The following is a 25671-nucleotide window of genomic DNA, read 5'->3' on the forward strand; positions in this document are numbered from 1 at the left end:
CTACGCGGGCTTCTTCGGCGACCCGGACTCGACCGGGATCGGCGACGTCACCAGTTTCGTGTTCGTGAGCCGGGCGAGCATCGGCAGCGCCTCGGTGAACAACCGCCCCTTCGGCACGCCGCACTGAAGGGCGAGCTCCACCCCGGCGATGAGGATCGACTTCGCGGCCAGCATGCCGGCGCCCTCGCATCGCGTGACGCCCCTGGCCGCCAGGAACTCGATCGCGAACAAGGTGACGCCCGCCGCGAGGTCCGCACCCCAGTCCCTCTCGCTCTGGTTCACGACGTCGCTCCCGCGAGCGCCCGGCGCTCGATCCGCTGCGTCGGCTCCTCGCACTCCGGGGCGGCCGCCGGCCGCTCCTCGACGAGCCAGATGAGGCTCGGCGCCACGCGGGCCCGGGTGATCCACTTGGTGCGCTCGAGCTCGTCGAGCGCCGCGCCGAGCTCCTCGGCGCTGACCCCCAGCCGCTCGCGCAGCTCCTCGGTGTGCACCGGGAGCAGCTCCGCGCAGTGCTCGTCCAGATCGTCCAGAATGCGGCTCAGCAGCCGCGACCCCATCACGCTTCGCATCCGGTCCTCCTCCAGCTCGCGTTCGATCCCCGCCATCGCCAGCGCGAGCTCCGCCGGCGAGAGCTCGCCCTCCCACGGGGCGCACGCGTCGCAGTCGAGACACCGCAGCTCGCCGCGCGGCAGCCGCAGCACGGCAATGCGCGTCGTCCGGCCGCCGCGCTCGACGTCCATCGCGTGCACGCAGACGCGCGGCGCAATCACGGCGCCTCCGCGCGTGGTACGCTCACGAGCATGAGCGCTGCCGAATCGGTGACACCGGCCGCCCGTCGGGTGCTGGCGGACCTTGTTGAAGGATCTCGCCGCGTGCAGGCCGAGGCCGCCTTGGACGACACGATGGCGGCGCTGATGACCATCGCGAACATCGACATCGACACCTTGACGCTGCTCAACTGGGACGAGCAGGAAGCGCTGGAAGAGATCCAGCGGTACCGCACCACGATCGACTGGCTGACGGGGCCGGTCGGCAGCGCCAGGCGTCGTGCGGTCCAGGCGCTCGCCCCGCACCGCGCGGCGGCGTTCGAGCAGCTCGAGGAGCGCGTCGTCGCGTGGTACCGCGAAGCGGTCGCGGTCCTCGAGGACCGCGTAGAACTCATCCGGGCCTCGAACCGCATCATGGAGGAGCACGAGCCGACGTACCGGGCGCTCGCCCAGTGACGGAGCCTCGGTTCCTGCTGCTCACCGAGGTGCTGCTGCTGCACCGAGACCTGCTTCGCCGCTTCGGTGGACGGGACGGCGTTCGCGATATGGGCCTCCTGCGCTCGGCGGTCGCGATGCCCCAGGCGAGCTTCGACGGCGAATGGCTGCACCCCACGCTCGTCGACATGGCGGCCGCCTACGCCTTCCACATCGCGGAGAACCAGCCCTTCGTCGACGGCAACAAGCGCGCGGGGCTGCACGCCGCGCTGATGTTCCTCTGGCGCAACGGGGTCCACGTCCGCGACCCCGAGCGCAAGCTCATCGGCGCGATGCTGGGCTTGGCCGATCGCAGCGTGACGAAGGACGGCATCGCGGCGCTCCTCCGTGAGCTCGCCTTGGAGCAGTAGGCGCACTCTCACGGCGCCTCCGTCGCGGCCGCGGCCGCGCGCGCGCCGGTGCCGCCGCACAGTCGGCATCGACCTGCGAGGCAGCCGCAGATCGCTCCCGTCGCATCGGCGCCGCTGCCCGCGCAGGCGGCGCATCGTCCCGAGCCCGCGCACCCCTCGCACGGCGCCGGCGGGGGCACGGCATCCCGCACGGCGCGGAAGTCCACGACACACTGCTCGAGACGTCGGCGCTCGGCCACCGCGGCGTCGAGCTCGCGCTTCAGGTCTTCCTCGGCGGCCCTCGCTTCCGCGAGCATCCGCTCGGCCAACCGGTGGCAGTGGTCCGACGTCGGGCGCTCCGCCGAGGCGCGCCTCGGGAACATCACGCCGTCAGACGAGAGCCAACCCGAACCCCCGCACGCGGCGCAGTCTCCCGCGTCGCATCCGCAATCCGCGCCACCCTGAAGGCGGGCCCAGCCGCCGCATCCCGCGGCGCACATCCCTGTCCCGGCGCATGCGGAGCAGCGCTCCTGGCCCTCTTGGTAGCTCGCCGGCGCGGGGTCGGTGGGTCGGTCGTCCGGAGCAACGTCCATGACGACCCATGGTACGGTTCGTTTTTGTACGTGTCAACTTGTACGTACAATATCGGAGGGTCTCAGCTACTCCTCTTCTTGCGCACGTGCGTGCCCGTGGGCGTGGCTGGCGGGAGCTGGGACAGTCGCTCGAGGAGCTCGCGCTGCACCTCGATCAGCTTGTCGCCGTAGGCGCGCGGCGGGAGGGCTGTCGGCTGAGCTCGCGCCCAGGCGCGGACGCGTGCCACCGCCTCGGGCGACACGGCGTCGCCCAAGTACGCAACGGCGATCTCGAACGGACTCATCGGTGATCCGGGGCTGGCGCCGCCCTGTTTGATGAGGTCTACGGTCTCTTGCAAGGAGGCGAGCCCGTCCAGGTAGGCGTTGATTTGGTCGAGAGTCAGACCGAAGCCGTCCGCCAGGGCCTGGCGTATCGCCAACGAGCTCCCCTTGTTGCTGCCCCCCTCCAGGCGCGGAAGCTCGGTGCGCCTGAGGCCAGACCTCTCCGCTAGCTGCTCCTGCGTGAGCTGCATGGCCTTCCGCAGAGCCTTGAGTCGATCCGCGAGCGTCACGCGGGCGACGGTACCGGGACCGGACTGTAGCACAATTCCCGACCCTGCTCGTACAAGTTGACACGTTCAAAGTTATACCTTAGCGTCGAGGCGTGCCTGTTCACCGTCCGACCGATGGTGCCCGAGAGCTTCGGGCGTACCTCACGCGGCGCGACATCAGCGTCCCGAAGTTTTGCGAGCTTCACGACCTCGACCGCATCGCCGTGCAGCGCGCGCTCAACGGCGAGAGACGCAGGACCTCGGTCGACTTTGCCTGGGACATCGAGCAGGCCACCGGGGGCGAGGTTGCGTGGCACAAGTGGCGGAGCGTCACGGCACGGCCCAAGGAGCGGAGTAGTAGCGCCGGCGCTCGTTCGAGGCGGCCGCGATCCGAACCCGCGGCCAATCGGAGATCGGCTCGATGAGCCGCGCGACGTCTATGCGCAGCGCCGGCGCCACCACGAAGCCCCGCCGGCCGCCGGTGAGCTGGGCCCCGCAGACGCTCGCCGTGCTGCGCATCGTTCGCCGCTGGCTGGCGAACGAGGCCAATGACCTACGCGACGCGCTCGACGAGCTGTGCGAGGTCGAGAGGACCGGGAAGGAGTGGGCCAAGCGGGACCGTGAGGCCCTCGAGGCGCTCTACGAGTACGCGCGTGCCCAGCAGCAGACGCTGGACGCGCTCCTCGCGCCGCAGGCCGCGGAGGACCCACCGGTGGACCTCCGGGAGATGCTCACCCTCAATCGCGCTCTTGAGGTCGTGGGGCGGGCGAAGTTGCGAGCTCGCCGCGGCTTGTACCGCCGCGAGCTCGCCGCCGCTGCGACGGGTTCACCCGGGGCAGCCACAGGCGAGCGTGTTCCTTCGCCCCGCGGGAACGAGGGAAAGAGCCGGCAGGCCCCGCGCCGCGCGAAGGCCCCGACCAGGGGCACGGGGCGATGAGCAGCGCGAAGCCGCCGGCCCGCCGGAAGCCCTGGAACTCGCAAACGCTCTTTGTGCTGCGAGCGATCCACCGATGGTTGGTGATCGAGACCAACGCGGCGAGGATGACAGCCGTCGAACTGCGCAACCGCGCCGACGCCGGGGCGCCGTGGGCCCTCGAGCTCGTCGACGCCGGTGTTCGCCTGTACGAGCGCAAGCGCGCGCTCGCGGACACGATCGAGGCCTTCATCGGCCGCCAAGGCACCGCGTTCGCCCAGGGCGACCCCGCGGCCTGGTCCGCGATGGACCTCCTGGACGAGCTCTGCGAGCTGAGCATGCGCAAGGAGCGCGAGCTCTGCGGCGTCTTCTATCGCGAGCTCGAGGCCGCCGCGACAGCTTCACCCGGGGAAACTGCTGGCGAGTGTGCGCCTGCGACCCGCGGGAACGAGGGGGAGAGCCGGCAGGCCCTTGAGCCGGCGGGTCCTGCGCGCGGGCCGCGCGGGGCCGAGGGCCATTTGCCGACAGAGAGCGGGCCCGGGGGCGCCCTCACGCCCGCCGAGCCCATCGCCACCCTTCCACCGAAAGGCAGCGGTCATGACAAATAGCACGAGCGATCCGCCCCGCGAACCCCTCCTGCTGAAGTCCAGCAGGATCATCTTCGAGGTGCCCGTCGAGCGCCTCGTCCCGTCTCCCACCCAGCCCCGCACGAGGAGCCGCGACGGCGCCGATCTCGTGGACAGCATCCGCGAGCACGGCGTGATCGAGCCCCTGTGGATCCGGCGTTCGGTCGACGATGACACCTACGAGATCATCTTCGGCGAGAGGCGCTGGAACGGCTCCAAGCTCGCCGGGCTGGCCACGGTGCCCGCCGAGCTCCGGGACGATCTGACGACCGAGGAGATCGTCGTCCTCCAGGACATCGAGAACGGCCAGCGCGAGGACGTCTCGCCGCTCGACGAGGCCCGCTCGTACCGGCTGCTCCAGCAGCGCTTCGGGCGCGCGACGCACGAGGTGGCGCGCATGGTGCACAAGCCCGAGGCCCGCGTGCTGCGGCGGCTGAAGCTCCTCGCCCTGCCCGAGTGCGCGCAGCGCGCGCTCGATGATGGCTCGCTCCCCCTGCGCAGCGCGGAGGCGCTCGCCCGCATCCAGCACCCCGACGACCGCGAAGCGGCGTCGCGTCGCGTGATCGCCAGCGAGATGAGCCCCGCGCTGGTGACGCGGATGGTCGAGCACGAGTACATGCTGCGGCTCGCGGACGCCCAGTTCGATCGGGAGGACGCGCGGCTCGTGCCCGACGCGGGGCCATGCAGCCGCTGCCCGAAGCGGTCCGGCGCGCAGATGCTGCTCTACGCCGACGCGGGCGAGGAGGAGGATCGGTGCTCGGACCGGGACTGCTTCGAGGCGAAGAAGCGCGCGCACTGGGAGCGCGAGGCCGCAGCCGCTACCGCTCGGGGTGTCCGCGTCGTCGACGGCCAGGAGGCGGCCAAGCTGTTTCCGCACGGGGGCCACGGGGGCATGAGCGGGAAGGCCGCGCAGGACTTCGTCGAGCTCGACCACCCCTGCTACATGGTCGCGCCCGCTCCGGTGTCCGCCGGCGACGACCGCGAAGACGGCGACGACGGGTTGGTGGACGAGGAGCCCTCGCGCGCGCCGACCTGGCGCGAGGTCCTCGGCCGCCAGGCCGGGCCGGCGCTGCTCGTGCGCGACCCGGGCGGGCGCGTCCACGAGCTCGTGCCGCGCGAGGCCGCCGTGCAGGCGCTCGCCGGCACCGGGAAGCTGCCGAGTCCGGCGCCGGAGCCGCGCGTCGCGCCGAACGCCGGGCGCGCGACCGAGGAGGCGCGCATCGCCCGCGCGGCCCAGGAGAGCGCCTACGAGAACTCTCTCGCCGCGATCGCGGCGAAGGCAGCCGAGACGAAGCCCTCGCTCTCGTTCTGGCGGTTCCTGGTCGCGCTGCTCCTCGAGGTCCTCGACACGTGGCAGCTCGGCCTCGAGGACGTGATCCAGCGCCGCAAGATCGACCAGCGCGACGACGAGGGGGAGGTCGAGGCGCTTCTCCGCTACGTGGCGTCGGCCAAGGAGCCCGAGGCGCGAGGCCTCGTGATCGAGCTGCTCGTGAGCGGCAGGGACTTCGCGCACGACTGCGAGGGTTGCTCGCTCGACATCGCCGCCCGGTTCTACGGGGTCGACCTGAAGAAGATCCACACGACCGCGCTGCGAAAGGCGCGCGAGGCGGCGGCGAAGGAGGCGCGCACCGAGAAGCCCACAGGGCGCAAGAAGGGGCCGCGGGGCTCTGCGCGCTCGGCCGCCGCCGCGGCTCCGCCGACGCCGCCGGCGAAGGCCGCCGCCGACGCGCGTGCCTGCGTTGTGTGCGGCTGCACCGACGACGCGGCGTGCGACGGCGGGTGCTCGTGGGTCGATGAGACGCGATGCTCCTCATGCGCTGCGCTCCAGGAGCGCATTCTCGAGGTGCTCGGCGAACGGCCCATGACCCGTGAGGACCTCCGGGCTGGACTCGAGGCGGAGGAACAGCCGTTTGCGCAGCGGGTTCACGCTGCAAGCGACGACCTGATCACGCGACGGCTGGTGCGGGCGCGCGACGGGAAGCTCGACCTCGTGCAGCGGCGCCTGTTCACGGGGCCCGCGAAGGGCCGCAGCAGGGGCGCGCTGACCCACGCGGAGGCGACATGAACGCGGGCATACGCCAGACGGTGCGCGAGTGCGAGCTCGTCGCGAAGCTGCTCGCCGGCCACCAGGTCGACGAGGATCAGCTCCACGCGATCACCGACCAGCAGCTCCGCTGCGTCGTCGCCGCGAAGCGCGCGCTGGAGTACCTGCGCTTCGACTTCTCGGACGAACAGCTCGCGGTGGTCGCGCACGTGCTGATGGAGCTCTCGGCGGAGTGCGCGGGCACGCCGGTCCGTGAAGTGGTCCGCGAGCTCGAGCTCCTTCGGCGGGCGGCTCGTGAGGTCACGGGGGAGGTGAGCGATGCTGGCTAGGTACGCCGTGGTGCTCGGCGTCGAGCGCGAGCAGCGCGAGACGGGCCGCTACCTTCTCGAGCGGCTCGTCGCCCGGGTGCCGGTGGGCTCGTTCGAGGGAGAGCTGCTCGCTCGCTGGGCCGACGTCATCGAGGACAGCCCGCGGTGCGTCTGGCATGCCGCCGAGGCCTTCGCGGTCTGGGCGCGAGAGCTGAGCCCTGAGCTGGCTGCGCGCGCCGGGCTCTTCGACGCTGTGGAGGCCGCGAAGCTCTTCGAGCGCGCCGCGCTCTATGGCTGCGTCCAGCTCGAGTGGTCGAGCGCGCGTCGCGCTGAGCTGCGGCGGGGAGGCGCACGATGAGGACCGAGCACCATCTCGTGCGCGAGCTGCGCCAACGCGGGCTGATGCCGCTCGTGCGGGCGGTCGCCCGGGATCATGGCGTCAAGGCGATCGACCTGCTCAGCCAGGAGCGAGGACGGGCGCTACACGCCGCACGCTGCCGGCTGTGGGGCATCCTGGCGGCCCGCTACAACATGTCGTCGGTCGAGATCGGGCGCCTCTGCGGCCGCGACCACACCTCGGTGCTCGCCGCGCTCCGCAAGCCGGTGCCGGCCGCGCCGAGCTCGCGCGAGGGCTGCCCCGTGCAGCGCCGTTCGGAGGACGTGGCGGCATGACGACCGGCGCCCAGCGCACGCCTGAAGGTGCTGGGCCTGCGCTGGCGCGCTCCGCCGGCCGCGTCTCCGACGTCGAGCGGATGCTGGCCGAGCTCCCGGCCAACGGGACCTGGATCCTCGAGAGCCTCGCCGTTCAGGGCGCGCGCCTGCCCTGGCGGCGCGCCGGGCCCGCGCTCGCCCTCCTCAGCACGGAGGGGCGGGCGGAAGTGCGTCGGTGGAAAGGGCACACGTGGGCACGGAGAAGGGTCTGATGAGCGAAGAGACAGCGGGCGCGCCGGACGCGCGTCGCCCGGGCGGGCGCGGTTCGAGCGGCGAGCGGGCGGCGGGCACCAAGAAGCGTGACGGGCACGACGCCGGCGCCGCCGGTGGGCGCCCGCTCCGCGCCAGCGTCTCGCGCAAGCGGCGCGGGTCGGGGCACGGCCGGCGCCGGGGCAACAAGGGCCGCTTCCGCATCATCTGGGTCTCCCTCTGGGGGGACGAACGGTTCCGGGCGCTCGGCGACGACGGCAAGCTGCTGTGGTTGTACCTGCTGACCGGACCGGAGGTGACAACCCTTCCCGGACTGGTCGCGGCGGGGCGCGCGCACATCGCCGAGAAGTTCCGGTGGACGCTGGAACGGTTCGACGCAGCGTTCTCGGAGCTCGCGCGGAGCGGCATGGCCACCGCCGACTGGGAGGCCCAGGTCGTCTTCCTGCCGAAGGCGGTGCGGCACAACCCCCCCGCCAACCCGAACACCGTGATCTCGTTCCGCGGCTACTGGGACGAGCTGCCGGAATGTGCCTTAAAATTCGATGGCTTAGCCCCCATCGTGGCCCACCTGATGGGCTGCCCTGAGAGCTACCGCGAGGCGTTCGTCCGAGCGTTCGACGGCGTGCCGCTCGCGCTGCCGGACGGGTTCGTGAACGGTTGGCGCAACGGTACGCCCAACCAAGATCAGGATCAGGATCAGGATCAGGACCAAGATCAGGAAAAGGATCACTCGAGAGCGCAACGCGTGCGCGCGCGCGCACGAGAGGGAGGGGTCGAGGACCCAGGAGGGGAGGAGGGAGACGGCGATGCGCCGGCGGCCAGTCCGACGACGCAGGCCATCCTGGCCGAGCTCCAGGCCCGGCCCGCGCTGCGCGAGGTGGCGGAGCCGGCATTCGCCGCGGTGCTGGGCGAGATGGTCGACGGCGGCCAGCAGACGCTCGAGCGGGCGCTGAGGGCCATCCGCGAGGGGGCGGCCAAGCAGGCCGCCGACCAGCGGCCGCCGCGGCAGCTCAAGGCCTTCCTCGTCGGCTGCGTTACCGCGGGGCCCCTGGGCCGCCCGGGCCCGGCGGCGCCGGAGCAGCCCGAGGCCTCGCCGGCCGAGGCGGCGCAGGTGCTGGAGATCTACGCCGAGGTCTGGTCGCGGCGGTATGGCGCCTACTGCGAGGACCCTGATGGTGCGGATCGCGCGACGGCCGGTCGCCTGGCGGTCAAGGCGCGGCGCATGGCCGAAGGGGCGCCGCCCGCTGGACCCGAGCCGGAACCGTGGCTGGAGCTGGTCAGGTTCTGGGTGAAACGGTTCCTGCGCGAGGACGAGCACGCGCAGCGCCGGCACCGCCTCGACCTGATCCACGGCCACCTGCAGCGCTACCGGACGCCGTGGCACGAGCGGATGGACCGCGAGCAACGCCTCGCGAAGACGCGCGCGGAGGAGCACCACGTCGGCCCGCGCGCGGGCGAGGTACCGCCGGCGCGTCGCTCGGGCGAGATCCCGCCGCCGCCGGAGCTGCGACACCTGCTCGCGCGGCTGGGAAGCGGAGGGGACGACGCCGAGGACGTCGACGGTGCTGGGGACGTGGAGGACGCCGAGGTATCGGCCGCATGAAGCACGACACGGAGGCCGCGCTCAAGGACCTCGCAGCGAAGGTGGAAGCGGCCTTTCTGGCCGCGCGACGGGCGTGCGCCGCGCTCGGCGAGGACGACGCCTTCTGGGAGCCGGAAGCGGCGAAGCTCATCGACCCCGATCTCGCCGGAGGGCTCGCCCTCGCGAACGCGCTCGCGATCCTGATGCTCGAGCGCGTGAACATGGTGTCCCGAACCGTCTTCGCCGCCGGCGCGCAGAACGGTCCGGCCTGGCGGGACGAGGTCGCCGGCGACGTTGCTGCGCGCTGCGCGCGGCTGGACGAGGGGTGCTCGTGCGGCAGGTGCGCGCGCTGCCAGGCCGCGCAGGATGCCGTGCGGCGCGCGATGGAGATCGTGAACGGGGCGCATCGCTGAGCGCGTGACGCGAAGGGGCGCGTCGAGCTGCTGGAGTTGGGGGGCTGTCTGCTCCGCCCGGCTCCTTCAAGGGGGGGACATGGACGTGGACTTTGAAGCCGTGTGGCGGGAGCGCGCGCTGATCCGAGCGGCGCTGAGGCATGCTGGCGTGGCGTCGGCCGACGTCGACGACGTCGCCCAAGAGGTGCTGCTCGGCGCTTGGCGCGCGCTCCAGGCGGGGCAGTTCCTTCCGGCCGGCGGAAGCATCGGCGCGGCGCTCGCGCGCTGGCTCCGCGGCATCGCAAGGCGGCAGGCGCGCTATCACCGCCGGAGGTCCGCTCGCCGCGGCGTCGCGGTGCGCCCCGACGACCTGGTCGAGCCTGCTGTGGGCCCTGACCTGTCGCTCGAGCGCCGAGCTGAGCTCGCCGCGCTCGGCGAGCTCGCCGGCGCACAGCAGCTCGTGCTCGTGCTGATGGCGGAGGGGCACTCCGTCGAGGAGATCGGCGACATCACGGGCGTGCATCCCAGCACCGCGTGGGCCCGGCTACGCGCAGCGCGCTCGGCGGGGGCCGCGGCCCTCGCGCGACACCAGGCGCGCGAGCGGTTCGCCGAGGCGCGGTCGTGCCATAGGCGGAGTGGGAGCACGGACGGACACCGACCCAGCGTGGTGCGCCGCGTAACGCCATGACGGCGGAATTCGGTCGTCATCGCGTACTACCCTGCACCACACGATCGCACAGGGGACTTTCTGCGTCACAGGTCAGGGGAAATCCTGACGTTTCGTCGTAATGGGCGGTACACTCTCACGATCGTGACTGAGTCTCACCCTGCACTCTCCCTTCCTGTCACCTCACACCTGTCCGGAGAGCCTGCGGGGCGACAACCCCGCGTCGAATGGGTCGATTGCGATGCTGGTCTGCGGGTCGTGGTCGGGCCCCAAGGGCCGGTGGTCGAGGCGATCGCGAGCCTCGATGCAATGGGGCAGCCCGTGTGGCGGGGCGTCGATACGGCCGACCCGGCCGAGACGCGCCAGCGAAAGCTGATCGGCTGGAAGGCCATGACGACGCAAGCGGGCCTCGAGCCGTCGCAATGGCGCATGGTGTTCAAGGCGAGCCGGAGGAACCTCGATCCGTTGCTCGTGTTCTACAACGCGTGGGACGAGCCATTCACGTACGAGGTGATCATGCGCGACTGGCTTGCGCGACAGGTCCGCCCCGCGCGCGCCTTCGACCTCGAGCGGCTCGCGGAGCGTGCGCGCGGACGCGTCACGCAGCGCGCGCGCGCTGGCCGCGGGCGCGCGGCGTAGCCCACCGGCGGACGCCGATCGAGCAGCGGCGTCTACGTCGTGCACTCAAGTGTAGTGCCCCCACAAAAAGCCCCGCCAGCGCAGGGAAATTTATCGCCCTGCGTGTACCAAGATGCACCTCGTCAGCACGGCGGGTGAGCGCGCATCTTCGCGAGCGTGCAGCACGATGACCTCGCGAGCTCGGACGCCCTCGTTCCGGTCGACGCCGGCGCGCTCGCGCCCGTCGAGCAGCTCCGGCGTGATCGGCAGCCGCACCTCGTCTACCTCGCTTCGCTGACGACCGAGAAGGGTCGCCGTGCAATGCGCGGCGCGCTCGACGCCATTGCGGCCGAGCTCGGCGCGGGCAGCGAGCGCGAGCTCGACGCCGACACGGTGCCTTGGCACCTGCTGCGCTACCAGCACACGCAGGCGGTGCGGGCGGCGCTCGTCGCGGCGCGCTACGCGCCGGCGACGGTGAACCGGATGCTCGCGGCGCTCCGCGGCGTCCTTCGCGAGGCCCGCCGGCTTGGGTTGATGTCCGCGGAGGACTGCGTGGCCGCGTGCGACCTGAAGGCCGCGCGCGGCGAGCGCCTGCCGTCGGGGCGGGCGCTGAGCAGGGCGGAGGTCCTCGCGCTGCTCGAGGTCTGCGACCGGCGCACGCGCGCCGGGGCGCGAAACGCCGCGCTGGTCTCGCTGCTCTACGGGTGCGGGCTGCGCCGCGCCGAGGCCGTGGCGCTCGACTGCGAGGACTACGCCGCGGGCGAGTTGAAGGTGAGGGGCAAGGGCGGCAAGGAGCGCAAGGCGTTCGTCGGTGGTGCTGCCGGCGCGCTCGACGCCTGGCTGGCGGCGCGGTCGCACGTCGACGCCCCGGCGCTTTTCCTGCCGGTCGATCGGCTCGACCGCGTGCAGGCCCGACGGCTCACGGACCAGGCGGTGTTCGACATCTTGAAGCGGCTCGCCGTCGCCGCCGGCGTCGAGGGCCTCACCCCGCACAACATGCGCCGGACCTTCATCACCGAGCTCCTCGATCGCGGGGCAGACCCGATCACGGTCCAGCGCATGGCGGGGCACGCGCAGGTCACCACCACCCAGAAGTACGACCGCCGCGGCGAGGACGTGCAGCGCAGAGCGGCCGATTTGCTGCGGCTCGACTGAGCCAGAGGGACGCATGGAGATCAAGTTCGAGAGCGTGAAGGAAGCGGCGGACGCCTGGGCCGAGGCGAAGCTCCAGTCGAAGAGAGCAGACGCTGTGATGGAGGCGGCGGAGCCGGTGCTGATGGCGTACTTCGACGAGCACCCGGACGCCGAGGACTACGACGGTCGCATCGCGCTCACCAAGGTGAGCCAGGTGCGGCTCGATAACGCCAAGGTGAAGACCCACCTGGGTCTCGACCTCTTCCGGTTCCAGCGGACCATCTCCTATCGCTCGCTGGCGCTCATCACGAAATGAACTCGCCGCGGCGGCTCCCCCTGACGCGTGGCGACTGCATCGACGGCCCTCGGCCATGCCCGCACGTGCGGTGCCGTCACCATCTCGGGCCCGAGCTCGGCGAGCCGGAGCTCGCGACGAGCTGCGCGCTCGACGTCGCGGACCTCGGGGGAGCGAGCGCGGAGGAAGTCGCCGAGCTGCTTGGCGTGAGCGTCGGCGAGGTGCGCCGCGTCGAGGCCGAGGCCCTCGCGCGAGCGCGAACGGGTTGGCAGTAGGCCGGCGGCACGCCGGAGAGAGGTAGATCGTGCTGTTTCTGACGAACCTGGATCAGGCGCTCACCGAGTGGACCGAGCGCACCACGGGCTACGACGCCGAAAACAACTACACCCAGAAGCCGTTCGACGGCGAGCCTGGCGACGGGCCCCATCAGCGGCACAAGGCCGCGATGCAGGACCTCGCGCTCGCGATCCTCACCGAGGCGGAGCGCGTCACGAAGCGAGAGGTCGAGCGCGCCTTGGCGCCGAGGCCTTCGCGCTTGCGCGCGGTCTGCGGCCGCGTACTCCGCGGCTTCGCCGAGCTCGTGGACCCCCGTGTCATCGGCGCGGAGTGGCGCTCGTGAGGCACGATGCTCGAGGCCCTGGTGCCCGCGCTGCTGACCCTCGGTGGCTACGGCGCGCTCGTGTACGCGGTGTGGCGGCGCTGATGCGGTTCACGTACGCCATCGTGCTGCTCGGCGTCGCGCTGCTCTGCTCCGCGTGCGCGAGCCTGCCCGGCCTCGGCGCTCCGGTGCCCATCCCCTCCGCCGAGGCGGTCGGGGCCGCGATGGTCGTCGCCTACCCGGGCGCGCAGCGCCTGTGCGTGGAGGAGGCGCCGCGGGACGAGCAGCGGCGCGCGTGCGTGCGCATGGTGCGCGAGGCGTTCCGCGCTGCCGTCGAGGTCGTCGACGGCGCAGTGGACGGCGACCTCGACGAGCTCGCCGACCGAGAGGAGCTCGGCCGATGACCGCGCCGCTGTCCTGGCTGCCGGCCGCCGCCGGCGCCGCGCGCGAGGCCGCCATCCTCGAGGAGGTGCGGCGCGGGCGCCACGACCCGATCCGCTGGACGACGATCCGCGTCCCGAGCTTCGATGACCTGCACGTCCTGGAGGTCGAGCTGCCCGAGGACGCCCTGAAGCTCGAGGGGGTCCGGGTCAACGTCACGGCGCGCACCGCGCAGCAGATCGCCGACCTGCTCGGCTGCGTGCTGCCGACGCCGCGCATCGTCGCTCACGCGCACGTGCAGGCCGCCGTGCCCGTCTACGTCGGGCCGAGGAAGCCGGACGCGACCATGGCGACCACCGCGGTGATGATCGCGCGCTCTCGCGACGTCGACGCGGTGGTGGGCGGGCGCAGCGGACTGGTCTCACAGGGCGCATGGAAGCACTGGGTGCTGGCGCCCGGCACCACCAAGACGCGCGCCGCGAACTACGGTTGGATGCGCTCTGACGGTCGCCCGTGGCAGAGCCTCGGCCTCGCTCACAACCTGGACCACACCGACTACTCGCAGGCCTGGCAGTGCCCGCGCCGGCGGTGTCGCCTCGACGGCCGCGAGATGGACCTCGCCGACGTGCTGCGCGACGCGGCGCTCGCGCGGCTGCTCACCTGGGACGGCCAGCCGCTCGACGCAAGGCAGCCCGGCGTCCTGCTCGCCGGTCCACCGCCGGCGCCGCCGGCGCCGCGGCCCGCCGCACCGGCCCCTCCGCAGACGTGGATCCCGGCGAGGAACTACACCCCGGCGTCTCGCGCCGTCGCCGACGTGGTCGTCCTGCACACGACCGAGGGCAAGCGCGCGCGGGGGGCTGCGCGCGCTGTGGCGCGGTGGTTCGGCGGCTCCGCCGCGCCGAAGGCCTCCGCCCACTACATCGTCGACGACGACGAGGTGATCGCGTGCGTCGCCGAGGGCGACGTCGCCTGGGCCGCGCCGGGTGCGAACCACGACGGCATCCAGATCGAGATGTGCGGCTACGCGCGGCAGACGCACTCGGAGTGGCTCGCCGGCGGGCTGCTCGAGCGCGCGGCCGAGCTCACCGCGGACATCTGCCGCCGGCACCAGATCCCGATCGCCCGGCTCTACCCAGAGGACCTCGCCGCCGGCGCGCGGGGCATCAGCGGGCACGTCGACGCGAGCCGAGCGTTTCGGAAGAGCGACCACTGGGACCCGGGGCCGAGCTTCCCCTGGACGCGGTTCCTCGAGCTCGTGGCCGCGGCGGCTCGCAAGCTCGGGCCCGAGGCGGGCCTCGACGAGGGCGAGGTGGAGGTCGACCTCGAGGAGCTCGACCGATGATCCCGCGGGAACGCAGCATCCTCGAGAGGATCGCGGACTGGATGGTCGACGCAGTCTTCAGCCCGCGCGCGGGTTACGACGTCAAGCTCATTCAGAGGCCGACCGAGCCGGGCGAACTGGACGCGCTGCCGGAGGAGCCGCGCGTCTGCGTTGACGACCTCGAGGCATCCGAGCAGCGCTCCGAAACCGCGTGGGTGGAGGGGCGCACCCTGCACGGCGTGGACCTCGCCCTCACCGCCGACGAGACCGTGATCGCAGTGCGGCGTGGGCAGGACATCCTCGAGTGCACCGCGATCGCCTGCGCGCCGGTCACGGTGGCGCGCTCTAAGGTGCTCGCCGCCCTGCGCGAAGCGTGGCGAAACGGGGAGTGGATCTCTTCCGGTTGGACGCACGACTACGAGCGAGCGTTGGAGGGGAGCGGCATGAAAGACGCAGCGGAGCTGATCGCAACCCGTCTGGGCATCGCCGAGGCGGACCTCCAGGAGGAGCCGCGGCCGCACGAGAGGCTGATCGGCGTAGAGCAGCCCGAGGTCACCCGAGATGACGCCTGACGAGGTCCGCATCGCGGCCGGCCTGATCCCGTTCGACGACTACGCGCGCGCGGCCAGCGCGGCGATGGCGCAGCGCTTCCCAGGCGTCAAACCGTGGCGCGGCACTGGGCGGACGACGCGAATGCTCTGCGAGGCCCTCGCGGCGGCGAGCGAGGGCCGCCGCGTGCACGTCGTGGCAGGGCGCAGGGGGGGCTGGAGGCTCCCGCACCTCCAGCGGCAAGCTCTGGGTCTCGCGCGCCAGGCGGGGCTAACGCTCGAGCGGGTGTGCTTCCTGGCCTACGACGAGGCCCACAAGCTCATGCACGCGCCGCGCGAGGACCTCGTGCTGCACGAGCACGACTGATGTCGTCGCCCCTGCGCGCCTTCCTGCGCCGCTTCCGCGAGGCCATGGGCAAGGCCGACATCTCCCTCTGGCCCATCACCGTGCGGCTCGACCAGCCCGATCCGGCGCGGCCCGAGCCGCGCATCGTGCGCGGTCACGTCTCCGTCCCTCGCGAGCCGCTCGCGACGTCGACTCACGCTTTCGAGAACTCACCTTCTCATAAGTGCCAGTGGTGAGCCGCCACCCGGCAGGAGAGCTCATGAATTCCGCTGCAACAGTAATAGAGGGGGCGCCGGGCGGACCCCGACGAGGCGATCCTCGCCCTCGCGTCGCTGCACCGCGTGTCTCGGCTCGCGCTCCAGCGGCACCGCAGCCACGCTCGCGAGGCGCAGCCCGCGCGCGCCGCCGCCCCCCCCGCCCCGAAGCCTGCACCCCAGCGAGGGCCCTGTGTAGCGCCGGAGTCAGAGGCGGAATCCCGGTCCGACGTCCCACTGCCTGCGAGCTCGCTCGAGCGCGTCGGCCTGATGGCGGACCGCGCGCTGGCGAACGCGATGAGGGCCGCGGAGGACCCGAGTCTCAGCCCGAGCGCGCTCCGTGAGGTGCAGGCCGAGGCGCGCCAGTGGGAGGCGCTCCGCGCGAAGCTGCGCGGCGAGGGCGGGCGCGTCCCGCCGCTCCACGAGCACCCGGAGTACCCGGCGTTCGTCGAGCTCATGCTCGAGGCGGTCGAGGCGGTCCCCGGGGCGGCGGAGCGGCTCCTCGAGCTGCTCCGCGCGCGCAAGGTCGAGGCTGACAAGGAGCTCACCGCCTGATGGGCTCCGCGGCCGCCGGGACGTGGCTCGACGACCTCGAGACGCGCGTCGTGCAGCGGCGCGCGGCGCGGGTGCGCCGGACGTGGCCCTGCGCCGAGTACCAGCGGGCCCCGGTCCGCTTCTGCGAGGAGCAGCTCGGGTTCGAGCCGTGGGACCGCCAAGCCGAGGTCCTCGAGGCCCTGGTGCCCCCTGGCGCGTGGGTCTCGGTGGTGAGCGGCCACAAGATCGGCAAGAGCAGCCTCGCGGCCGGCGCCGCGCACTGGTTCTCGAGCTCTTTTGAGGAGGCTCGCGTGGTGCTCTTGGCCCCGAAAGCCGAGCACATCCGCGTCGTGATCTGGCGCGAGGTCACGAAGTTCTACAAGCGCTCGGGCCGGTGCTCGTCGTGCCGCGCCATCGAGGCGCGCGAGAACAGGACGCCCGATCCGTGTCCGTTCTGCAGCCCGCTCGGTGATCCCGAGTGGCTCTCCGTCGAGCCTCACCGCGGGCTCAGGTACCCGGACGGTCGCGAGATCTTCGGCTACACCGCGCGCGACGTCGACGCCATCGGGGGCCTCAGCGGGCCCAACATGCTCTTCATCTACGACGAGGCCTCCGGCATCCCGGACGGCGTCTTCAACGCGATGAAGGGCAACGCCGCCGGCGGCGTGCGCGTGCTCATGATCGGCAATCCCCTGCGCACGACGGGGGAGTTCTACGAGAGCCGGCACAACCCGGCGAAGAAGAAGCTCTACACGACCTTCCAGATCTCCTCGGAGGACACGCCGAACGCCCGCACCGGGCGCGCCGTGATCCCCGGGCTCGCGACGCGCAAATGGTGCGAGGAGCGCGCCGAGGAGTGGGGCCGGGACTCGGTCCTCTACGCCGTCCGCGTCCGCGGCGAGGACCCGAAGTACGAAGAGGGCCAGCTCGTTCCGGTCGACGTCATCGAGGACGCCGAGAAGCGTTGGGAGACAGCGCGCGCCGAGGGGCGGCTCCAGATCGGCGTTGACGTCGCGTTCACGGGCGACGACGCGGCGATCGCGCCGCGCCGCGGGCAGAAGATCCTCGAGGTCACGTCGATCTCTGACGCCGGCGACGAAGAGACGCTCGCCGAGCACGTCATGAGCGCGGTGCGTGCGCATCGGCGCGACCACGAGCGCAAGCCGCTCGTCGTGTACGATTCGAACGGCCCGGGCGCACGGCTCGGAAAGGCGCTGCGCGCCTACGCCGACGAGATCGAGATCGTCGGCGTGAATGGCACCGCGACCCCGCGGAGTCCGAAGGAGTTCTTTCAGCTCCGCGACGAGGTGGCGTGCAACTTCGCCGCCTGGCTCAAGGCCGGCGGCGCCATCCCGTCCGACGGCAAGCTTCAGGGCGAGATCGGCCATACGAAGGCGATCGACGCGGGCGGCGGCCGCCGGCGCGTGTGGTCGAACGACGCGATCAAGCGGGTCCTGGGCCGGTCGCCCGACCGCCGGAACGCCTGCGAGCTCGCCGTCTGGGAGGTCGCCTCCGGCGCGAGCGCGGAGGACGAGCAGCTCGTCGCGCAGCCGACGCTCCCGCAGGTCCGCACGTACGGCGGGCGGGGCGCCGAGGGGCGCCCCGCGCCCGCCACGGGGCTGAACCCCTACGCCGGCGGGATCGACCCGTATGGCGGCCGCGGGAGGCGCTCATGAGGCTGCGCGCCGCCTTCCGCCAGGCCGTCGGGCAGGCCGCCCGGCAGGTCGCCGAGATCCTCCTGGAGCCTGCGACGCCGGCGCCGGCGAGCGTCGCCGAGGCGCCGCGCCGCAAGAAGCGCCGCTCCCGCAACCTGGCCCCGCTCTCTCGGACCGTCGTCGAGTGGTATCAGGCCGATCTCGCCTACGCCTCGCAGCTCGCGGACGGCGGCAACCTGATCGAGGTCGGGCGGCTCCGTGCCGCGCTCACGAGGGACGCTGTCGTCCGCGGGCTCGTCGACACGAGGTTCGGGGGCTTGGTGCGTCAGCCGCGCCGCTGCGTCGGGCACCCGGAGGTCGTGCGCTGGCTCGACGGCGAGGAGGGGCGGCCCGGCGTCTGGAACTACATCTTCCCGCCGGCCGAGCTCGCGCAGCTCAACGCCGACGGCGGCATCTGCGGGGTCGGGGTCGGCGAGTTCGTGCAGGAGGACGGCATGTGTCTGCCGCAGCTCCGGCGGCTCGACCCGCAGTGGCTCTACTACCGCCACGATGAGGACCGATATCAATACCGTTCAGCCGCTGGGCTGCTCGACGTCGAGCCCGGCAATGGCCGCTGGGTACTGCACAGACCGGGCGGCGTGAACGAGCCCTGGAAAGAGGGGATCTGGTACTCCGCGGGACGCGCCTTCATCGCGAAGGAACACGCGATCAACTACCGGGAGAACTACGCGGGCAAGCTCGCACACCCGGCTCGCGTCGCTGTCAGTCCGCAAGGGTCGAGCGAGGATCAGAGCCAGTCGTGGTTCCAGTCGGTGATGGCATGGGGCGTCAACACCGTCTTCGGGATGAAGACCGGTTACGACGTCAAGCTGCTGGAAAGCAACGGTCGCGGTCACGAGGTGTTCCACGCGATCATCGAGCACAGCAACCTCGAGTTCATGATCGCGTTCGTCGGGCAGATCGTCACGCAGACGGGCGGAGTCGGATTCAGCAACAGCGACACGTTCGAGACGATGATGTTCAACCGCATCGACTCCGACGGCATTGCGCTGGCCGACACCATCAGCACGCAGGGTATCGAGCCGGTCGTCTGGCGCTACCTCGGCGCGGGCTGCCTGAGCACGCCGACGCGTGTGGAGTGGGACACGCGGCCCCCGGCGGACATGACGGCGGTCGCGGAGACCCTCACCCAGGCGGCTGGCGCGATCAAGGCGCTTCGTGAGGTGATGGCGGCCGAGGGCATCCCGCTCGATATGCGGCAGCTGCTCAGCGACTTCGGCGTTCCGGTCCGCGGCGACGTGGACGGCGACGCGCAGCCCGACGACGTCGCGGCGCGCATCCTGAAGACCTGGCAGCGCGACTATGGGGCGACCGGCGCGCTCGTCGCGGCGCGAGCGCTCGTCTCGCTGGCCGAAGCGGCGGCCAACGACGTGGAGGCGGACCTTGCTGCTGCCTGACCTCCAGCAGCGCCTCTCGTGGTGGCAGCCTCGCTTCGGACTGCGGGACTGGAAGATCGCGGCCCGCTACGTCGACGACCTGCACCTCGACGGCCAGCCCGTGTGGGGGCTCTGCCGCCGTCTGGTCGACAACCGCACGGCCGAGATCCTCATCCGCACGCCGACCAACGAGGCGGAGCTCGCCGAGGTCGAAGAGACCCTCGTGCACGAGCTCCTCCACTGCCTGCTCGCGCCGCTCGGAGGCTGCGAGCCGGCATCGGTGGCGGCCGAGGAGAACGCGGCCTGGACCCTGTCGCCGCTGTTGGTGCAGCTCGGGCAGACCCGCCGGGGAAGGATTCTCGCGCGCGCGATGAGCCGCGCGGGTGTGTTGCTCGCCGCGGGTCGGACCCGCTCGAGCGGGAGGACTCGAATGGATCCGAAGTTGATCGCCATGATCAAGGCGCTGCTCAATAGCGAGAGCATTCCGCCCGATCAGGCAAACGCTCTTCTGGCGGAGGTCGTCGCCGCCTACGAGAGCGCCGGGGCAAGCGACGGCGCGGACGAGGCCGCCGAGGTGGACGACGAGGCTGGCGCCGGCGCGATGGCCGAGGCCGACGACGCCGGCCAAGGCGGGGGCGCGGGGGAGGGCGGCAACAAGCCCTTCCAGCGCGCGACCGGGGCTGGCGCCCCGGGGCCGAGCGTCGCCGTCGAGGCCCTCATGGCGGCCTACCGCGCGCGGACCGAGGCGCCGCGGCGGAGCCGGGAGGAGCGCCTCCGGGAGCTGCGGCTCCCGAAGGACATCGCCGACATCGCGAGCAAGCTGCCCGACGCCGAGTTCGACGAGTTCGCGCGGCTCGCCGAGCCCCTTGCGCGCCAGAGCGGCCCGGTGCGGCGCGGGACGCAGGGCGAGGGGAGCGGCGGCCGCGGCGGGCCGCAGGGCACGAGCCGAGAGGCCGCCCGAGCGCGGCTGCCGCTCGACCAGCGCGAGGGCCTCTCGCGGACGTTCGGGAGCCGCGCCGCGCGGCCGACGGTCGCACGCACGCGCGGCGGCGAGCTCGTGATGTCCCACGTCGGCAACGTGCCCGAGGGCTCGGCGCCGCTCGGCGGGAACGGAGGCAAGTAGCATGGCCGCCACCACCGGACCCATCGGCGAGCGCCTCCGCTCCTTCCGCGTGCTCGAGGGGATCCCCCTCGCGGCGAACACCAAGATCAACCAGGGCGCCGACCTCGCGGTCAACGCGTCCGGCCAGCTCGTCCCGGTCACGTCGTCCGCGGCGATCAAGCCGCTCGGCGCGATCGCGCCGCGAACCTTCGACAACACCGGCGGCGCGGCGGGCGCCGTCCTGGGCGCGGCCGACTTCATCCGCGAGCGGCGGGTGCGCGGCTACCTCAACGACGCCGCCCCCAACGCCGTCTCGCGCGCGAACGTCGGGAGCACCGTCTTCCATCTGGACGACCAGACCCTGACCACGCTCGGCACCGGGCGGAGCGCGACCAACGGCAAGGTCCTCGATGTCACGGACGCGTCGAGTGACGTCGGCGCCTTCGTCTGGGTGGAGATCTGACATGGGCGCTATCACGCAAAGCTTCATCTACTCGTTCGAGACCGAGCTCCAGCACCGCGTGCAGAGCGCGTGGAACCGGGTGCTCAAGCGCCTCTGGTGGATGCGGGTCGCCTCGACGCAGCCGAGCAACACGCTCACCGAGATCTACGAGTGGCAGCTCTCGACAGCGAGGATTCATAACCTCGGTCTCGAAGGGGCCAACAAGGTCTACGCCGACCTCGTCTCCCAGCAGTTCAGCATTACGAACCAGTACTGGGGCGAGTCGCTCAAGCTCTCGAAGCAGAAGATCAAGGACAACAAGTACGAGCTCGCCGCGCAGTGGGCGAGCGACATCGGCAAGGCGGGCGCCTACCATCCGCAGCGTCAGATCGTCCGGCTGATGCGCCAGGGCAAGACGGCGAAGTGCTACGACGGCCGGCCGTTCTTCGACACCGCCCATCCGTACAACCCGTTCGACTCCGGCGCGGGCACGTACTCGAACCTTTTCACGGAGAACGAGGCCGGCGACCCCTTCGACCTCAACGCAGCCAACCTGGCGGAGGCCTACGCGTACATCGAGAGCGTCTGCCAGCCCGACGGCGTGACGCCGCGTTACCTCGAAGGCTCTCAGCTCATCGTCCCTCCCCAGAAGCGCCTCGTTGCGGGGACCCTCACGGGGGCGAAGACGATCACCGATCCGACCAACAGCACGGGCGGCGCGTCGGCGGACAACATCCTCGCGAACCAGTCCGACTACTCGTTCGTCACGCCCATCGTGGCGCCGGAGTTCAAGGTCGAGCCGCACGTCTGGTACATCGCGGTCCCGATCGTCTCCGACGAGGAGGCGCCGATGCGCGGCGCGATGGTGTTCCAGGAGCGCGAGGCGTTCGTCCTCTCGACCTACACGGACATGACGGACGCCGATCTCGCTCGCGTCAACCAGTTCGAGTGGAACTACGAAGGGCGGAACGAGGCGCAGTACGGCGACCCGTTCCTCCTCTACCGCTTCGAGGGGACGCCTCCGGGCTGACGCCCAGTCCCATCGTCGCACGCGCGCGGCGCTCTCCATAGCTGCGCACCCCGCCCCGACCGGCATTGCCGGCGGGGTTTTGGGGTCAGAGGGTCCAGATGGCGTACTTGACGGTCACAGAGTTCCGCACCCGGTCGATCATGCCGGGCGAGGATATCGACGACCTGGAGTCGCGCTATCCGGGGTTTCTCGCGTCGAAGCTCGAGGAGCACAGCTCCCGCATCGATTCGCGGCTGGTGAAGCGGTATGCGGTCCCGCTCCGGTCCAAGAGCACGGACGCACCGCCCGAGATCGTCTACGCGTGGCTGACGGCGTTCGTCACGCTCGACGCGTACCTGCGCCGCGGGTTCAATCCGAGCAGCGAGCAGGACGCGTACATCGCCGCGCAGCGCGACTGGGCTGACGAGGACATCAAGGAGGTGTCCGACGCGGAGACCGGCCGCTACGAGCTCCTGCTCGTCACCGACGGCGCGGCGGCCAGCGCGGTCACGAAGGGCGGCCCGCTCGCGTACTCGGAGCCGAGCCCGTACGAGTGGCAGCAGCGGCAGGTCGAGGCCGTGGGCCGGAGAGGGGGTCGCTATGGCCTCCGGCGGTGACTACGCCTCGCTCGAGCGCATGATCCAGGCGTGCCGCGACCTCGCGCGATTGCCCGAGGACGCGGCGCCCATCGCCGCGCAGAAGGTTCAGGAGGAGCTCCGCCGGACGGCAAGCGCGGGTCAAGCGCCGGACGGGACGCCCTGGGCGCCGCGCAAGAAGGACGGGGGCCGCGCCATGCTCAATGCGGCCAAGGCGATTACCGCGAAGGCGATCGGGACCGTCATCTTGGTCACCCTCTACGGGCCGGAGGTGTTTCACCACTTCGGCGCGCAGGGCAAGCCGGCGCGGCATGTCATCCCCCGCGGCTCGCTCCCCGCGAAGCTCGGCAATGCGATCCGGCTCGGGTTCGTCGAGCCCTTCAGCCGCGTGCGCGGCTACGCCGGCTACGGCACCGCCAGGAAGGGGGCAGAGAAGTGATGATCCACGGAGACGCCCGCGAGCTGGTCGCCGAGGAGCGAGAGACGCTGTCGAGCGCGGCGCGGGTGCGCGTGCGCTGCGCGCCTCGGCCGGACCGCGCGCCCGACTTCTCGGACGTGTGCGTCAGCGCGGTCCTCGAGGACGGCACGGAGGTGCCGCTCCGCGGCGTGACGGCCGTTCGGTTCCACGTCGTCGCGGATGCACCCGCGGTTGGCGAGGACGGCGGCGTCGAGCTGTCGGTTCGGTTCATCGACTTCGAGACCGACGTGCAGGCCAGGGCCAAGGAGGAGCGCTCTTGAGCTTCACGGACCTCTACCGCCACGTGAAGGCTCGCCTTGCGGCCGCTGAGGTGACCGCCGAGGTCGTCTTCGGGCGTCGGGAGCCGGCCAAGCAGGTCAACCAGGGCGCCGGTCGCGCGAACAGGGTGGCGTTCGTGCCTGGTGACGATGGCGGCTCCCTCGGCGGCTACGAGGCCCCGGTGAAGCCCGGGCGCAACCCGCGCCCGCTCTGGGACTGGACCTTCGTGGGTCGCGTCTACGTGTGGACGTTCGACCCCGCGGCGCCGAACGACGAGGTCGCGCAATGGGAGTCGCTCGTCGAGCTCCACGACTTCGTCATCGAGGCGATCCACAGCTACACGGCCGGCTTCTACGCGCCGAGCTCGCCGCGCCTCCTCGGCACGACCGAGCGCCGCTTCGGCGAAGAGATGGTGTTCCTGCTCGATCACCGGCAGCCCGTCGTGGAGAGGCCGCGGCCGCGCAGAGAGGCCCCGATCGAGGGGGTCGGACAGACGTTCTTGGTCACGCCGAACGGCGAGGAGCAGGCCTGAAATGAACCCCACGGTAGAGATCGAAGTCCTCGACAACCAGCTCGACATCCGAGCTCCGCAGGACGCCATGCTCGCGGTGGCCGCGACTGCGGCCGATGGACCGCTCGGTGTCGCCGCGCCGATCACGCAGACGCAGGACCTCGTCGACACCTACGTCGAGGGGACGCTCGTGGAGGCCTGCGCGTACGCGATCGAGCGGTTCGGGTTGACGGTCCTGCCCGTCCGCACGGACGCGAGCGTGGCCGGGGGCTACGGCACGCTGACCGACGGCATCACGGGTACCAGCGAGCCGACGCTCGACAACACCGCAGAGCCGATCGACGAGTACGAGATCGTGATCCGGTTCAAGACCGGCGGCACGATCGGCGCCGCGGGGATCACCTACTGGCGCTCGTACGACGGCGGCCGGACGGGCCTGAATTCGACCGACCCGGTGTACGCGCTCGGCACGGCCACGAAGCTCACCGTGCCTGGCGGAGGGGCGGTGAACCTCGCCGCCGGTACCATCGCCGCCGGCGACCAGATCAGCTACCCGACGACCGCGCCCGGGTTCGACGCCGCGGTGCTCGGCGCGGGCCTCACGTCGCTGCGCCTGACGCAGGCGCGCTGGACGTCGCTGCTGGTGTACGGCGACCTGGACGCGACCAAGCTCTCCACCCTCGACGCTGGGCTCGAGGCGATGCACACCGCCGGGCGCGAGCGGCGCGCCGTGGCGCACGCCAGGAAGCCGAACCCCGGCGAGAGCGAGGCCACCTACCTCGCCGCGATGACCACGGCGTTCGGCGGCTCCGCGAGCCGCCGGGTGGCGCTGTGCGCGGGCGGCGCCAAGATCGACTCGTCGATCTCGCGCCGACGCTACCGGCGCTCGCCGGCGCTCGCGGTCGGCGCGCTCGCCGCAGCCGTCTCGGAGGAGATCGACCTCGCGGAGCTCGCCTACGGGCCCTTCCCGGGCGTGGCGATCGCGGATGGCAACGGCAACCCGGACGAGCACGACGAGCGCATCAACCCGGGCCTCGACGACCTGCGCTTCCTCACGCTGAGGAGCTGGGAGGGCAGGGCAGGGGTCTGGGTCAACAACCCGCGCCTCTTCGCGCCGGTCGGCTCGGACTTCCTGTACCTGCAATACGGCAGGATCGTGGACCTCGCCTGCACGGTCGCACGGACCGAGCTCGAGCCCATCCTGAACCGCGGCGTCGAGGTGCGGAAGGACGGATCTGGCCGCATCGACCCCAACGTGGCCCTCGCGATCGAGGGGCAGATCAACGCTCGCCTCGGGGACGCGCTCGTGGGCCAGCGCAAGGCGACGGCGGTCACGTTCACGCTGTCGCGCACTGACGACGTGCTGCGCACCGGCGCGATTGGCTGGCAGGTCCGCGTCGTGCCGCTCGCCTACCTCAAGAAGCTTCGGGGGAAGGTCGCGCTCGTCGCGTCTGCGAACGCCCCCACCAACGTCACGGGGTGAAGCATGGCAACGGGCAAAGACGTCTTCCGGCGCAATGGCTACGAGCTCTCCTGGTCCAGCTCGTCGGCCAAGATCAACAACGACGAGTTCTACGGGTTCACCGGCGTCGACTACGAGGAGAAGCTCGAGAAGGCGTTCGCGTGGGGCATGGACAAGGCAGGTGTCCCGCGCGGCCGCACGAAGGGGAAGTACAGCGTCGAGGGCAGCTCGATCAAGATGTACAAGAGCACCGCGCTCGCGCTGATCGAGGCGCTCGCGCGCAAGTCCCCCGACGGGAAGAGCTACGGGAACGTCCAGTTCCACTTCACGCTTCAGTACGTCGAAGACGACATCTCCGTCACCGAGGAGCTCTTCGGCTGCGAGATCGCGGGCGCCAAGCGGAGCATCTCCAACGGGCCTGACGCGGCGATCGACGAGATCCCGATCTCGGTCATGTACGCGAAGCTCTCCACTCCGAACATCCAGGGCATGACCCTGTTCGATAACCGCCAGGGAAGGTACTGAG

38 protein-coding genes are annotated in these 25671 nt (G+C 71.7%); 34 read left to right on the forward strand and 4 right to left on the reverse strand.

Annotated elements, in window-relative coordinates:
* Both WME76_RS02110 and WME76_RS02115 read right to left on the reverse strand, forming a co-directional pair.
* Complete coding sequence (locus WME76_RS02110; RefSeq protein ID WP_437958556.1) at positions 1 to 282, reverse strand: hypothetical protein; 282 nt, start codon at positions 280 to 282, stop codon at positions 1 to 3.
* Entirely contained in the window at positions 279 to 770 is a 492-nt protein-coding gene (locus WME76_RS02115) for a hypothetical protein (protein WP_437958557.1), read from the reverse strand. Before WME76_RS02115 ends, WME76_RS02110 begins: the two co-directional genes overlap by 4 nt.
* Here WME76_RS02115 and WME76_RS02120 point away from each other — a divergent pair.
* Positions 744 to 1223, forward strand: coding sequence for a hypothetical protein (locus WME76_RS02120; RefSeq protein WP_437958558.1), 480 nt, complete (start codon positions 744 to 746; stop codon positions 1221 to 1223). The two genes, WME76_RS02115 and WME76_RS02120, sit on opposite strands and share 27 nt — an antisense overlap.
* On the forward strand, positions 1220 to 1612 hold the full coding sequence (locus WME76_RS02125) for a type II toxin-antitoxin system death-on-curing family toxin (RefSeq protein WP_437958559.1): 393 nt from the start codon (positions 1220 to 1222) through the stop codon (positions 1610 to 1612). Before WME76_RS02120 ends, WME76_RS02125 begins: the two co-directional genes overlap by 4 nt.
* Before the next feature lie 8 nt (positions 1613 to 1620).
* Here the strand turns inward: WME76_RS02125 and WME76_RS02130 are convergent, their stop codons facing one another.
* The gene (locus WME76_RS02130; protein ID WP_437958560.1) at positions 1621 to 1974 is read right to left on the reverse strand and encodes a hypothetical protein; all 354 of its coding nucleotides are present in this window, start codon (positions 1972 to 1974) and stop codon (positions 1621 to 1623) included.
* Positions 1975 to 2246: 272 nt separating this feature from the next.
* Positions 2247 to 2768 carry a helix-turn-helix domain-containing protein gene (locus WME76_RS02135; protein WP_437958561.1) on the reverse strand — a complete coding sequence of 174 codons (522 nt, stop codon included), beginning with the start codon at positions 2766 to 2768 and terminating at the stop codon, positions 2247 to 2249.
* Positions 2769 to 3135: 367 nt separating this feature from the next.
* On the opposite strand from WME76_RS02135, the gene WME76_RS02140 reads away from it, so the two are divergent.
* The 32 genes from WME76_RS02140 to WME76_RS02295 all read left to right on the forward strand — a co-directional run bounded on the left by WME76_RS02140 (position 3136) and on the right by WME76_RS02295 (position 25670).
* Positions 3136 to 3651: a hypothetical protein gene (locus WME76_RS02140; RefSeq protein WP_437958562.1), complete on the forward strand. Its 516-nt coding sequence runs from the start codon at positions 3136 to 3138 to the stop codon at positions 3649 to 3651.
* A gap of 104 nt (positions 3652 to 3755) precedes the next feature.
* Positions 3756 to 4235 (forward strand): hypothetical protein, encoded by a 480-nt coding sequence (locus WME76_RS02145; protein WP_437958563.1) that lies wholly within the window; start codon positions 3756 to 3758, stop codon positions 4233 to 4235.
* The gene (locus tag WME76_RS02150) at positions 4225 to 6318 is read left to right on the forward strand and encodes a ParB/RepB/Spo0J family partition protein (RefSeq protein ID WP_437958564.1); all 2094 of its coding nucleotides are present in this window, start codon (positions 4225 to 4227) and stop codon (positions 6316 to 6318) included. The genes WME76_RS02145 and WME76_RS02150 overlap by 11 nt, the downstream gene beginning before the upstream one ends.
* On the forward strand, positions 6315 to 6626 hold the full coding sequence (locus WME76_RS02155; RefSeq protein WP_437958565.1) for a hypothetical protein: 312 nt from the start codon (positions 6315 to 6317) through the stop codon (positions 6624 to 6626). The genes WME76_RS02150 and WME76_RS02155 overlap by 4 nt, the downstream gene beginning before the upstream one ends.
* On the forward strand, positions 6616 to 6963 hold the full coding sequence (locus tag WME76_RS02160; RefSeq protein WP_437958566.1) for a hypothetical protein: 348 nt from the start codon (positions 6616 to 6618) through the stop codon (positions 6961 to 6963). Before WME76_RS02155 ends, WME76_RS02160 begins: the two co-directional genes overlap by 11 nt.
* The gene (locus WME76_RS02165) at positions 6960 to 7277 is read left to right on the forward strand and encodes a helix-turn-helix domain-containing protein (RefSeq protein ID WP_437958567.1); all 318 of its coding nucleotides are present in this window, start codon (positions 6960 to 6962) and stop codon (positions 7275 to 7277) included. The genes WME76_RS02160 and WME76_RS02165 overlap by 4 nt, the downstream gene beginning before the upstream one ends.
* On the forward strand, positions 7274 to 7528 hold the full coding sequence (locus WME76_RS02170; RefSeq protein ID WP_437958568.1) for a hypothetical protein: 255 nt from the start codon (positions 7274 to 7276) through the stop codon (positions 7526 to 7528). The genes WME76_RS02165 and WME76_RS02170 overlap by 4 nt, the downstream gene beginning before the upstream one ends.
* A complete protein-coding gene (locus WME76_RS02175) occupies positions 7528 to 9129 on the forward strand; it encodes a hypothetical protein (RefSeq protein WP_437958569.1) in 1602 nt (533 codons plus the stop codon). The genes WME76_RS02170 and WME76_RS02175 overlap by 1 nt, the downstream gene beginning before the upstream one ends.
* Entirely contained in the window at positions 9126 to 9521 is a 396-nt protein-coding gene (locus WME76_RS02180) for a hypothetical protein (RefSeq protein WP_437958570.1), read from the forward strand. Before WME76_RS02175 ends, WME76_RS02180 begins: the two co-directional genes overlap by 4 nt.
* 148 nt (positions 9522 to 9669) lie before the next feature.
* Positions 9670 to 10188, forward strand: coding sequence for a sigma-70 family RNA polymerase sigma factor (locus WME76_RS02185; RefSeq protein WP_437958571.1), 519 nt, complete (start codon positions 9670 to 9672; stop codon positions 10186 to 10188).
* A 237-nt stretch (positions 10189 to 10425) separates the two neighbouring features.
* A complete protein-coding gene (locus WME76_RS02190) occupies positions 10426 to 10806 on the forward strand; it encodes a hypothetical protein (RefSeq protein WP_437958572.1) in 381 nt (126 codons plus the stop codon).
* 156 nt (positions 10807 to 10962) lie between these two features.
* Positions 10963 to 11940, forward strand: a complete 978-nt coding sequence (locus WME76_RS02195) for a tyrosine-type recombinase/integrase (RefSeq protein WP_437958573.1) — start codon at positions 10963 to 10965, stop codon at positions 11938 to 11940.
* 13 nt (positions 11941 to 11953) lie between these two features.
* Entirely contained in the window at positions 11954 to 12235 is a 282-nt protein-coding gene (locus WME76_RS02200; protein ID WP_437958574.1) for a hypothetical protein, read from the forward strand.
* Between the two features lie 65 nt (positions 12236 to 12300).
* Positions 12301 to 12489: a sigma factor-like helix-turn-helix DNA-binding protein gene (locus WME76_RS02205; protein WP_437958575.1), complete on the forward strand. Its 189-nt coding sequence runs from the start codon at positions 12301 to 12303 to the stop codon at positions 12487 to 12489.
* Positions 12490 to 12518: 29 nt separating this feature from the next.
* Positions 12519 to 12833 carry a hypothetical protein gene (locus tag WME76_RS02210; protein WP_437958576.1) on the forward strand — a complete coding sequence of 105 codons (315 nt, stop codon included), beginning with the start codon at positions 12519 to 12521 and terminating at the stop codon, positions 12831 to 12833.
* 83 nt (positions 12834 to 12916) lie between these two features.
* Complete coding sequence (locus WME76_RS02215; protein ID WP_437958577.1) at positions 12917 to 13216, forward strand: hypothetical protein; 300 nt, start codon at positions 12917 to 12919, stop codon at positions 13214 to 13216.
* The gene (locus WME76_RS02220) at positions 13213 to 14535 is read left to right on the forward strand and encodes an N-acetylmuramoyl-L-alanine amidase (protein WP_437958578.1); all 1323 of its coding nucleotides are present in this window, start codon (positions 13213 to 13215) and stop codon (positions 14533 to 14535) included. Before WME76_RS02215 ends, WME76_RS02220 begins: the two co-directional genes overlap by 4 nt.
* Positions 14532 to 15086, forward strand: a complete 555-nt coding sequence (locus tag WME76_RS02225; RefSeq protein ID WP_437958579.1) for a hypothetical protein — start codon at positions 14532 to 14534, stop codon at positions 15084 to 15086. Before WME76_RS02220 ends, WME76_RS02225 begins: the two co-directional genes overlap by 4 nt.
* Positions 15076 to 15429 carry a hypothetical protein gene (locus WME76_RS02230; protein WP_437958580.1) on the forward strand — a complete coding sequence of 118 codons (354 nt, stop codon included), beginning with the start codon at positions 15076 to 15078 and terminating at the stop codon, positions 15427 to 15429. The genes WME76_RS02225 and WME76_RS02230 overlap by 11 nt, the downstream gene beginning before the upstream one ends.
* Positions 15429 to 15644, forward strand: a complete 216-nt coding sequence (locus WME76_RS02235) for a hypothetical protein (protein WP_437958581.1) — start codon at positions 15429 to 15431, stop codon at positions 15642 to 15644. Before WME76_RS02230 ends, WME76_RS02235 begins: the two co-directional genes overlap by 1 nt.
* A gap of 288 nt (positions 15645 to 15932) precedes the next feature.
* Complete coding sequence (locus WME76_RS02240) at positions 15933 to 16217, forward strand: hypothetical protein (protein WP_437958582.1); 285 nt, start codon at positions 15933 to 15935, stop codon at positions 16215 to 16217.
* The gene (locus WME76_RS02245) at positions 16217 to 17872 is read left to right on the forward strand and encodes a hypothetical protein (RefSeq protein ID WP_437958583.1); all 1656 of its coding nucleotides are present in this window, start codon (positions 16217 to 16219) and stop codon (positions 17870 to 17872) included. Before WME76_RS02240 ends, WME76_RS02245 begins: the two co-directional genes overlap by 1 nt.
* On the forward strand, positions 17869 to 19308 hold the full coding sequence (locus WME76_RS02250; RefSeq protein ID WP_437958584.1) for a phage portal protein family protein: 1440 nt from the start codon (positions 17869 to 17871) through the stop codon (positions 19306 to 19308). The genes WME76_RS02245 and WME76_RS02250 overlap by 4 nt, the downstream gene beginning before the upstream one ends.
* On the forward strand, positions 19295 to 20410 hold the full coding sequence (locus WME76_RS02255; protein ID WP_437958585.1) for a hypothetical protein: 1116 nt from the start codon (positions 19295 to 19297) through the stop codon (positions 20408 to 20410). Before WME76_RS02250 ends, WME76_RS02255 begins: the two co-directional genes overlap by 14 nt.
* Before the next feature lies 1 nt (position 20411).
* Positions 20412 to 20852 (forward strand): hypothetical protein, encoded by a 441-nt coding sequence (locus tag WME76_RS02260; RefSeq protein ID WP_437958586.1) that lies wholly within the window; start codon positions 20412 to 20414, stop codon positions 20850 to 20852.
* A 1-nt stretch (position 20853) separates the two neighbouring features.
* The gene (locus WME76_RS02265) at positions 20854 to 21861 is read left to right on the forward strand and encodes a Mu-like prophage major head subunit gpT family protein (RefSeq protein ID WP_437958587.1); all 1008 of its coding nucleotides are present in this window, start codon (positions 20854 to 20856) and stop codon (positions 21859 to 21861) included.
* Positions 21862 to 21968: 107 nt separating this feature from the next.
* The gene (locus WME76_RS02270) at positions 21969 to 22457 is read left to right on the forward strand and encodes a hypothetical protein (protein WP_437958588.1); all 489 of its coding nucleotides are present in this window, start codon (positions 21969 to 21971) and stop codon (positions 22455 to 22457) included.
* The gene (locus WME76_RS02275) at positions 22441 to 22875 is read left to right on the forward strand and encodes a hypothetical protein (protein WP_437958589.1); all 435 of its coding nucleotides are present in this window, start codon (positions 22441 to 22443) and stop codon (positions 22873 to 22875) included. The genes WME76_RS02270 and WME76_RS02275 overlap by 17 nt, the downstream gene beginning before the upstream one ends.
* The gene (locus WME76_RS02280; protein WP_437958590.1) at positions 22875 to 23174 is read left to right on the forward strand and encodes a hypothetical protein; all 300 of its coding nucleotides are present in this window, start codon (positions 22875 to 22877) and stop codon (positions 23172 to 23174) included. The genes WME76_RS02275 and WME76_RS02280 overlap by 1 nt, the downstream gene beginning before the upstream one ends.
* Positions 23171 to 23704 carry a hypothetical protein gene (locus WME76_RS02285; RefSeq protein WP_437958591.1) on the forward strand — a complete coding sequence of 178 codons (534 nt, stop codon included), beginning with the start codon at positions 23171 to 23173 and terminating at the stop codon, positions 23702 to 23704. The genes WME76_RS02280 and WME76_RS02285 overlap by 4 nt, the downstream gene beginning before the upstream one ends.
* Before the next feature lies 1 nt (position 23705).
* Positions 23706 to 25166 carry a DUF2586 family protein gene (locus WME76_RS02290; RefSeq protein WP_437958592.1) on the forward strand — a complete coding sequence of 487 codons (1461 nt, stop codon included), beginning with the start codon at positions 23706 to 23708 and terminating at the stop codon, positions 25164 to 25166.
* Between the two features lie 3 nt (positions 25167 to 25169).
* Positions 25170 to 25670 (forward strand): hypothetical protein, encoded by a 501-nt coding sequence (locus WME76_RS02295; protein WP_437958593.1) that lies wholly within the window; start codon positions 25170 to 25172, stop codon positions 25668 to 25670.
* The last annotated feature ends 1 nt before the right edge of the window (position 25671 follow it).

Origin of the sequence: Sorangium sp. So ce119 (assembly GCF_051524405.1) — a bacterium.
Classification (GTDB): domain Bacteria; phylum Myxococcota_A; class Polyangia; order Polyangiales; family Polyangiaceae; genus Sorangium; species Sorangium cellulosum_G.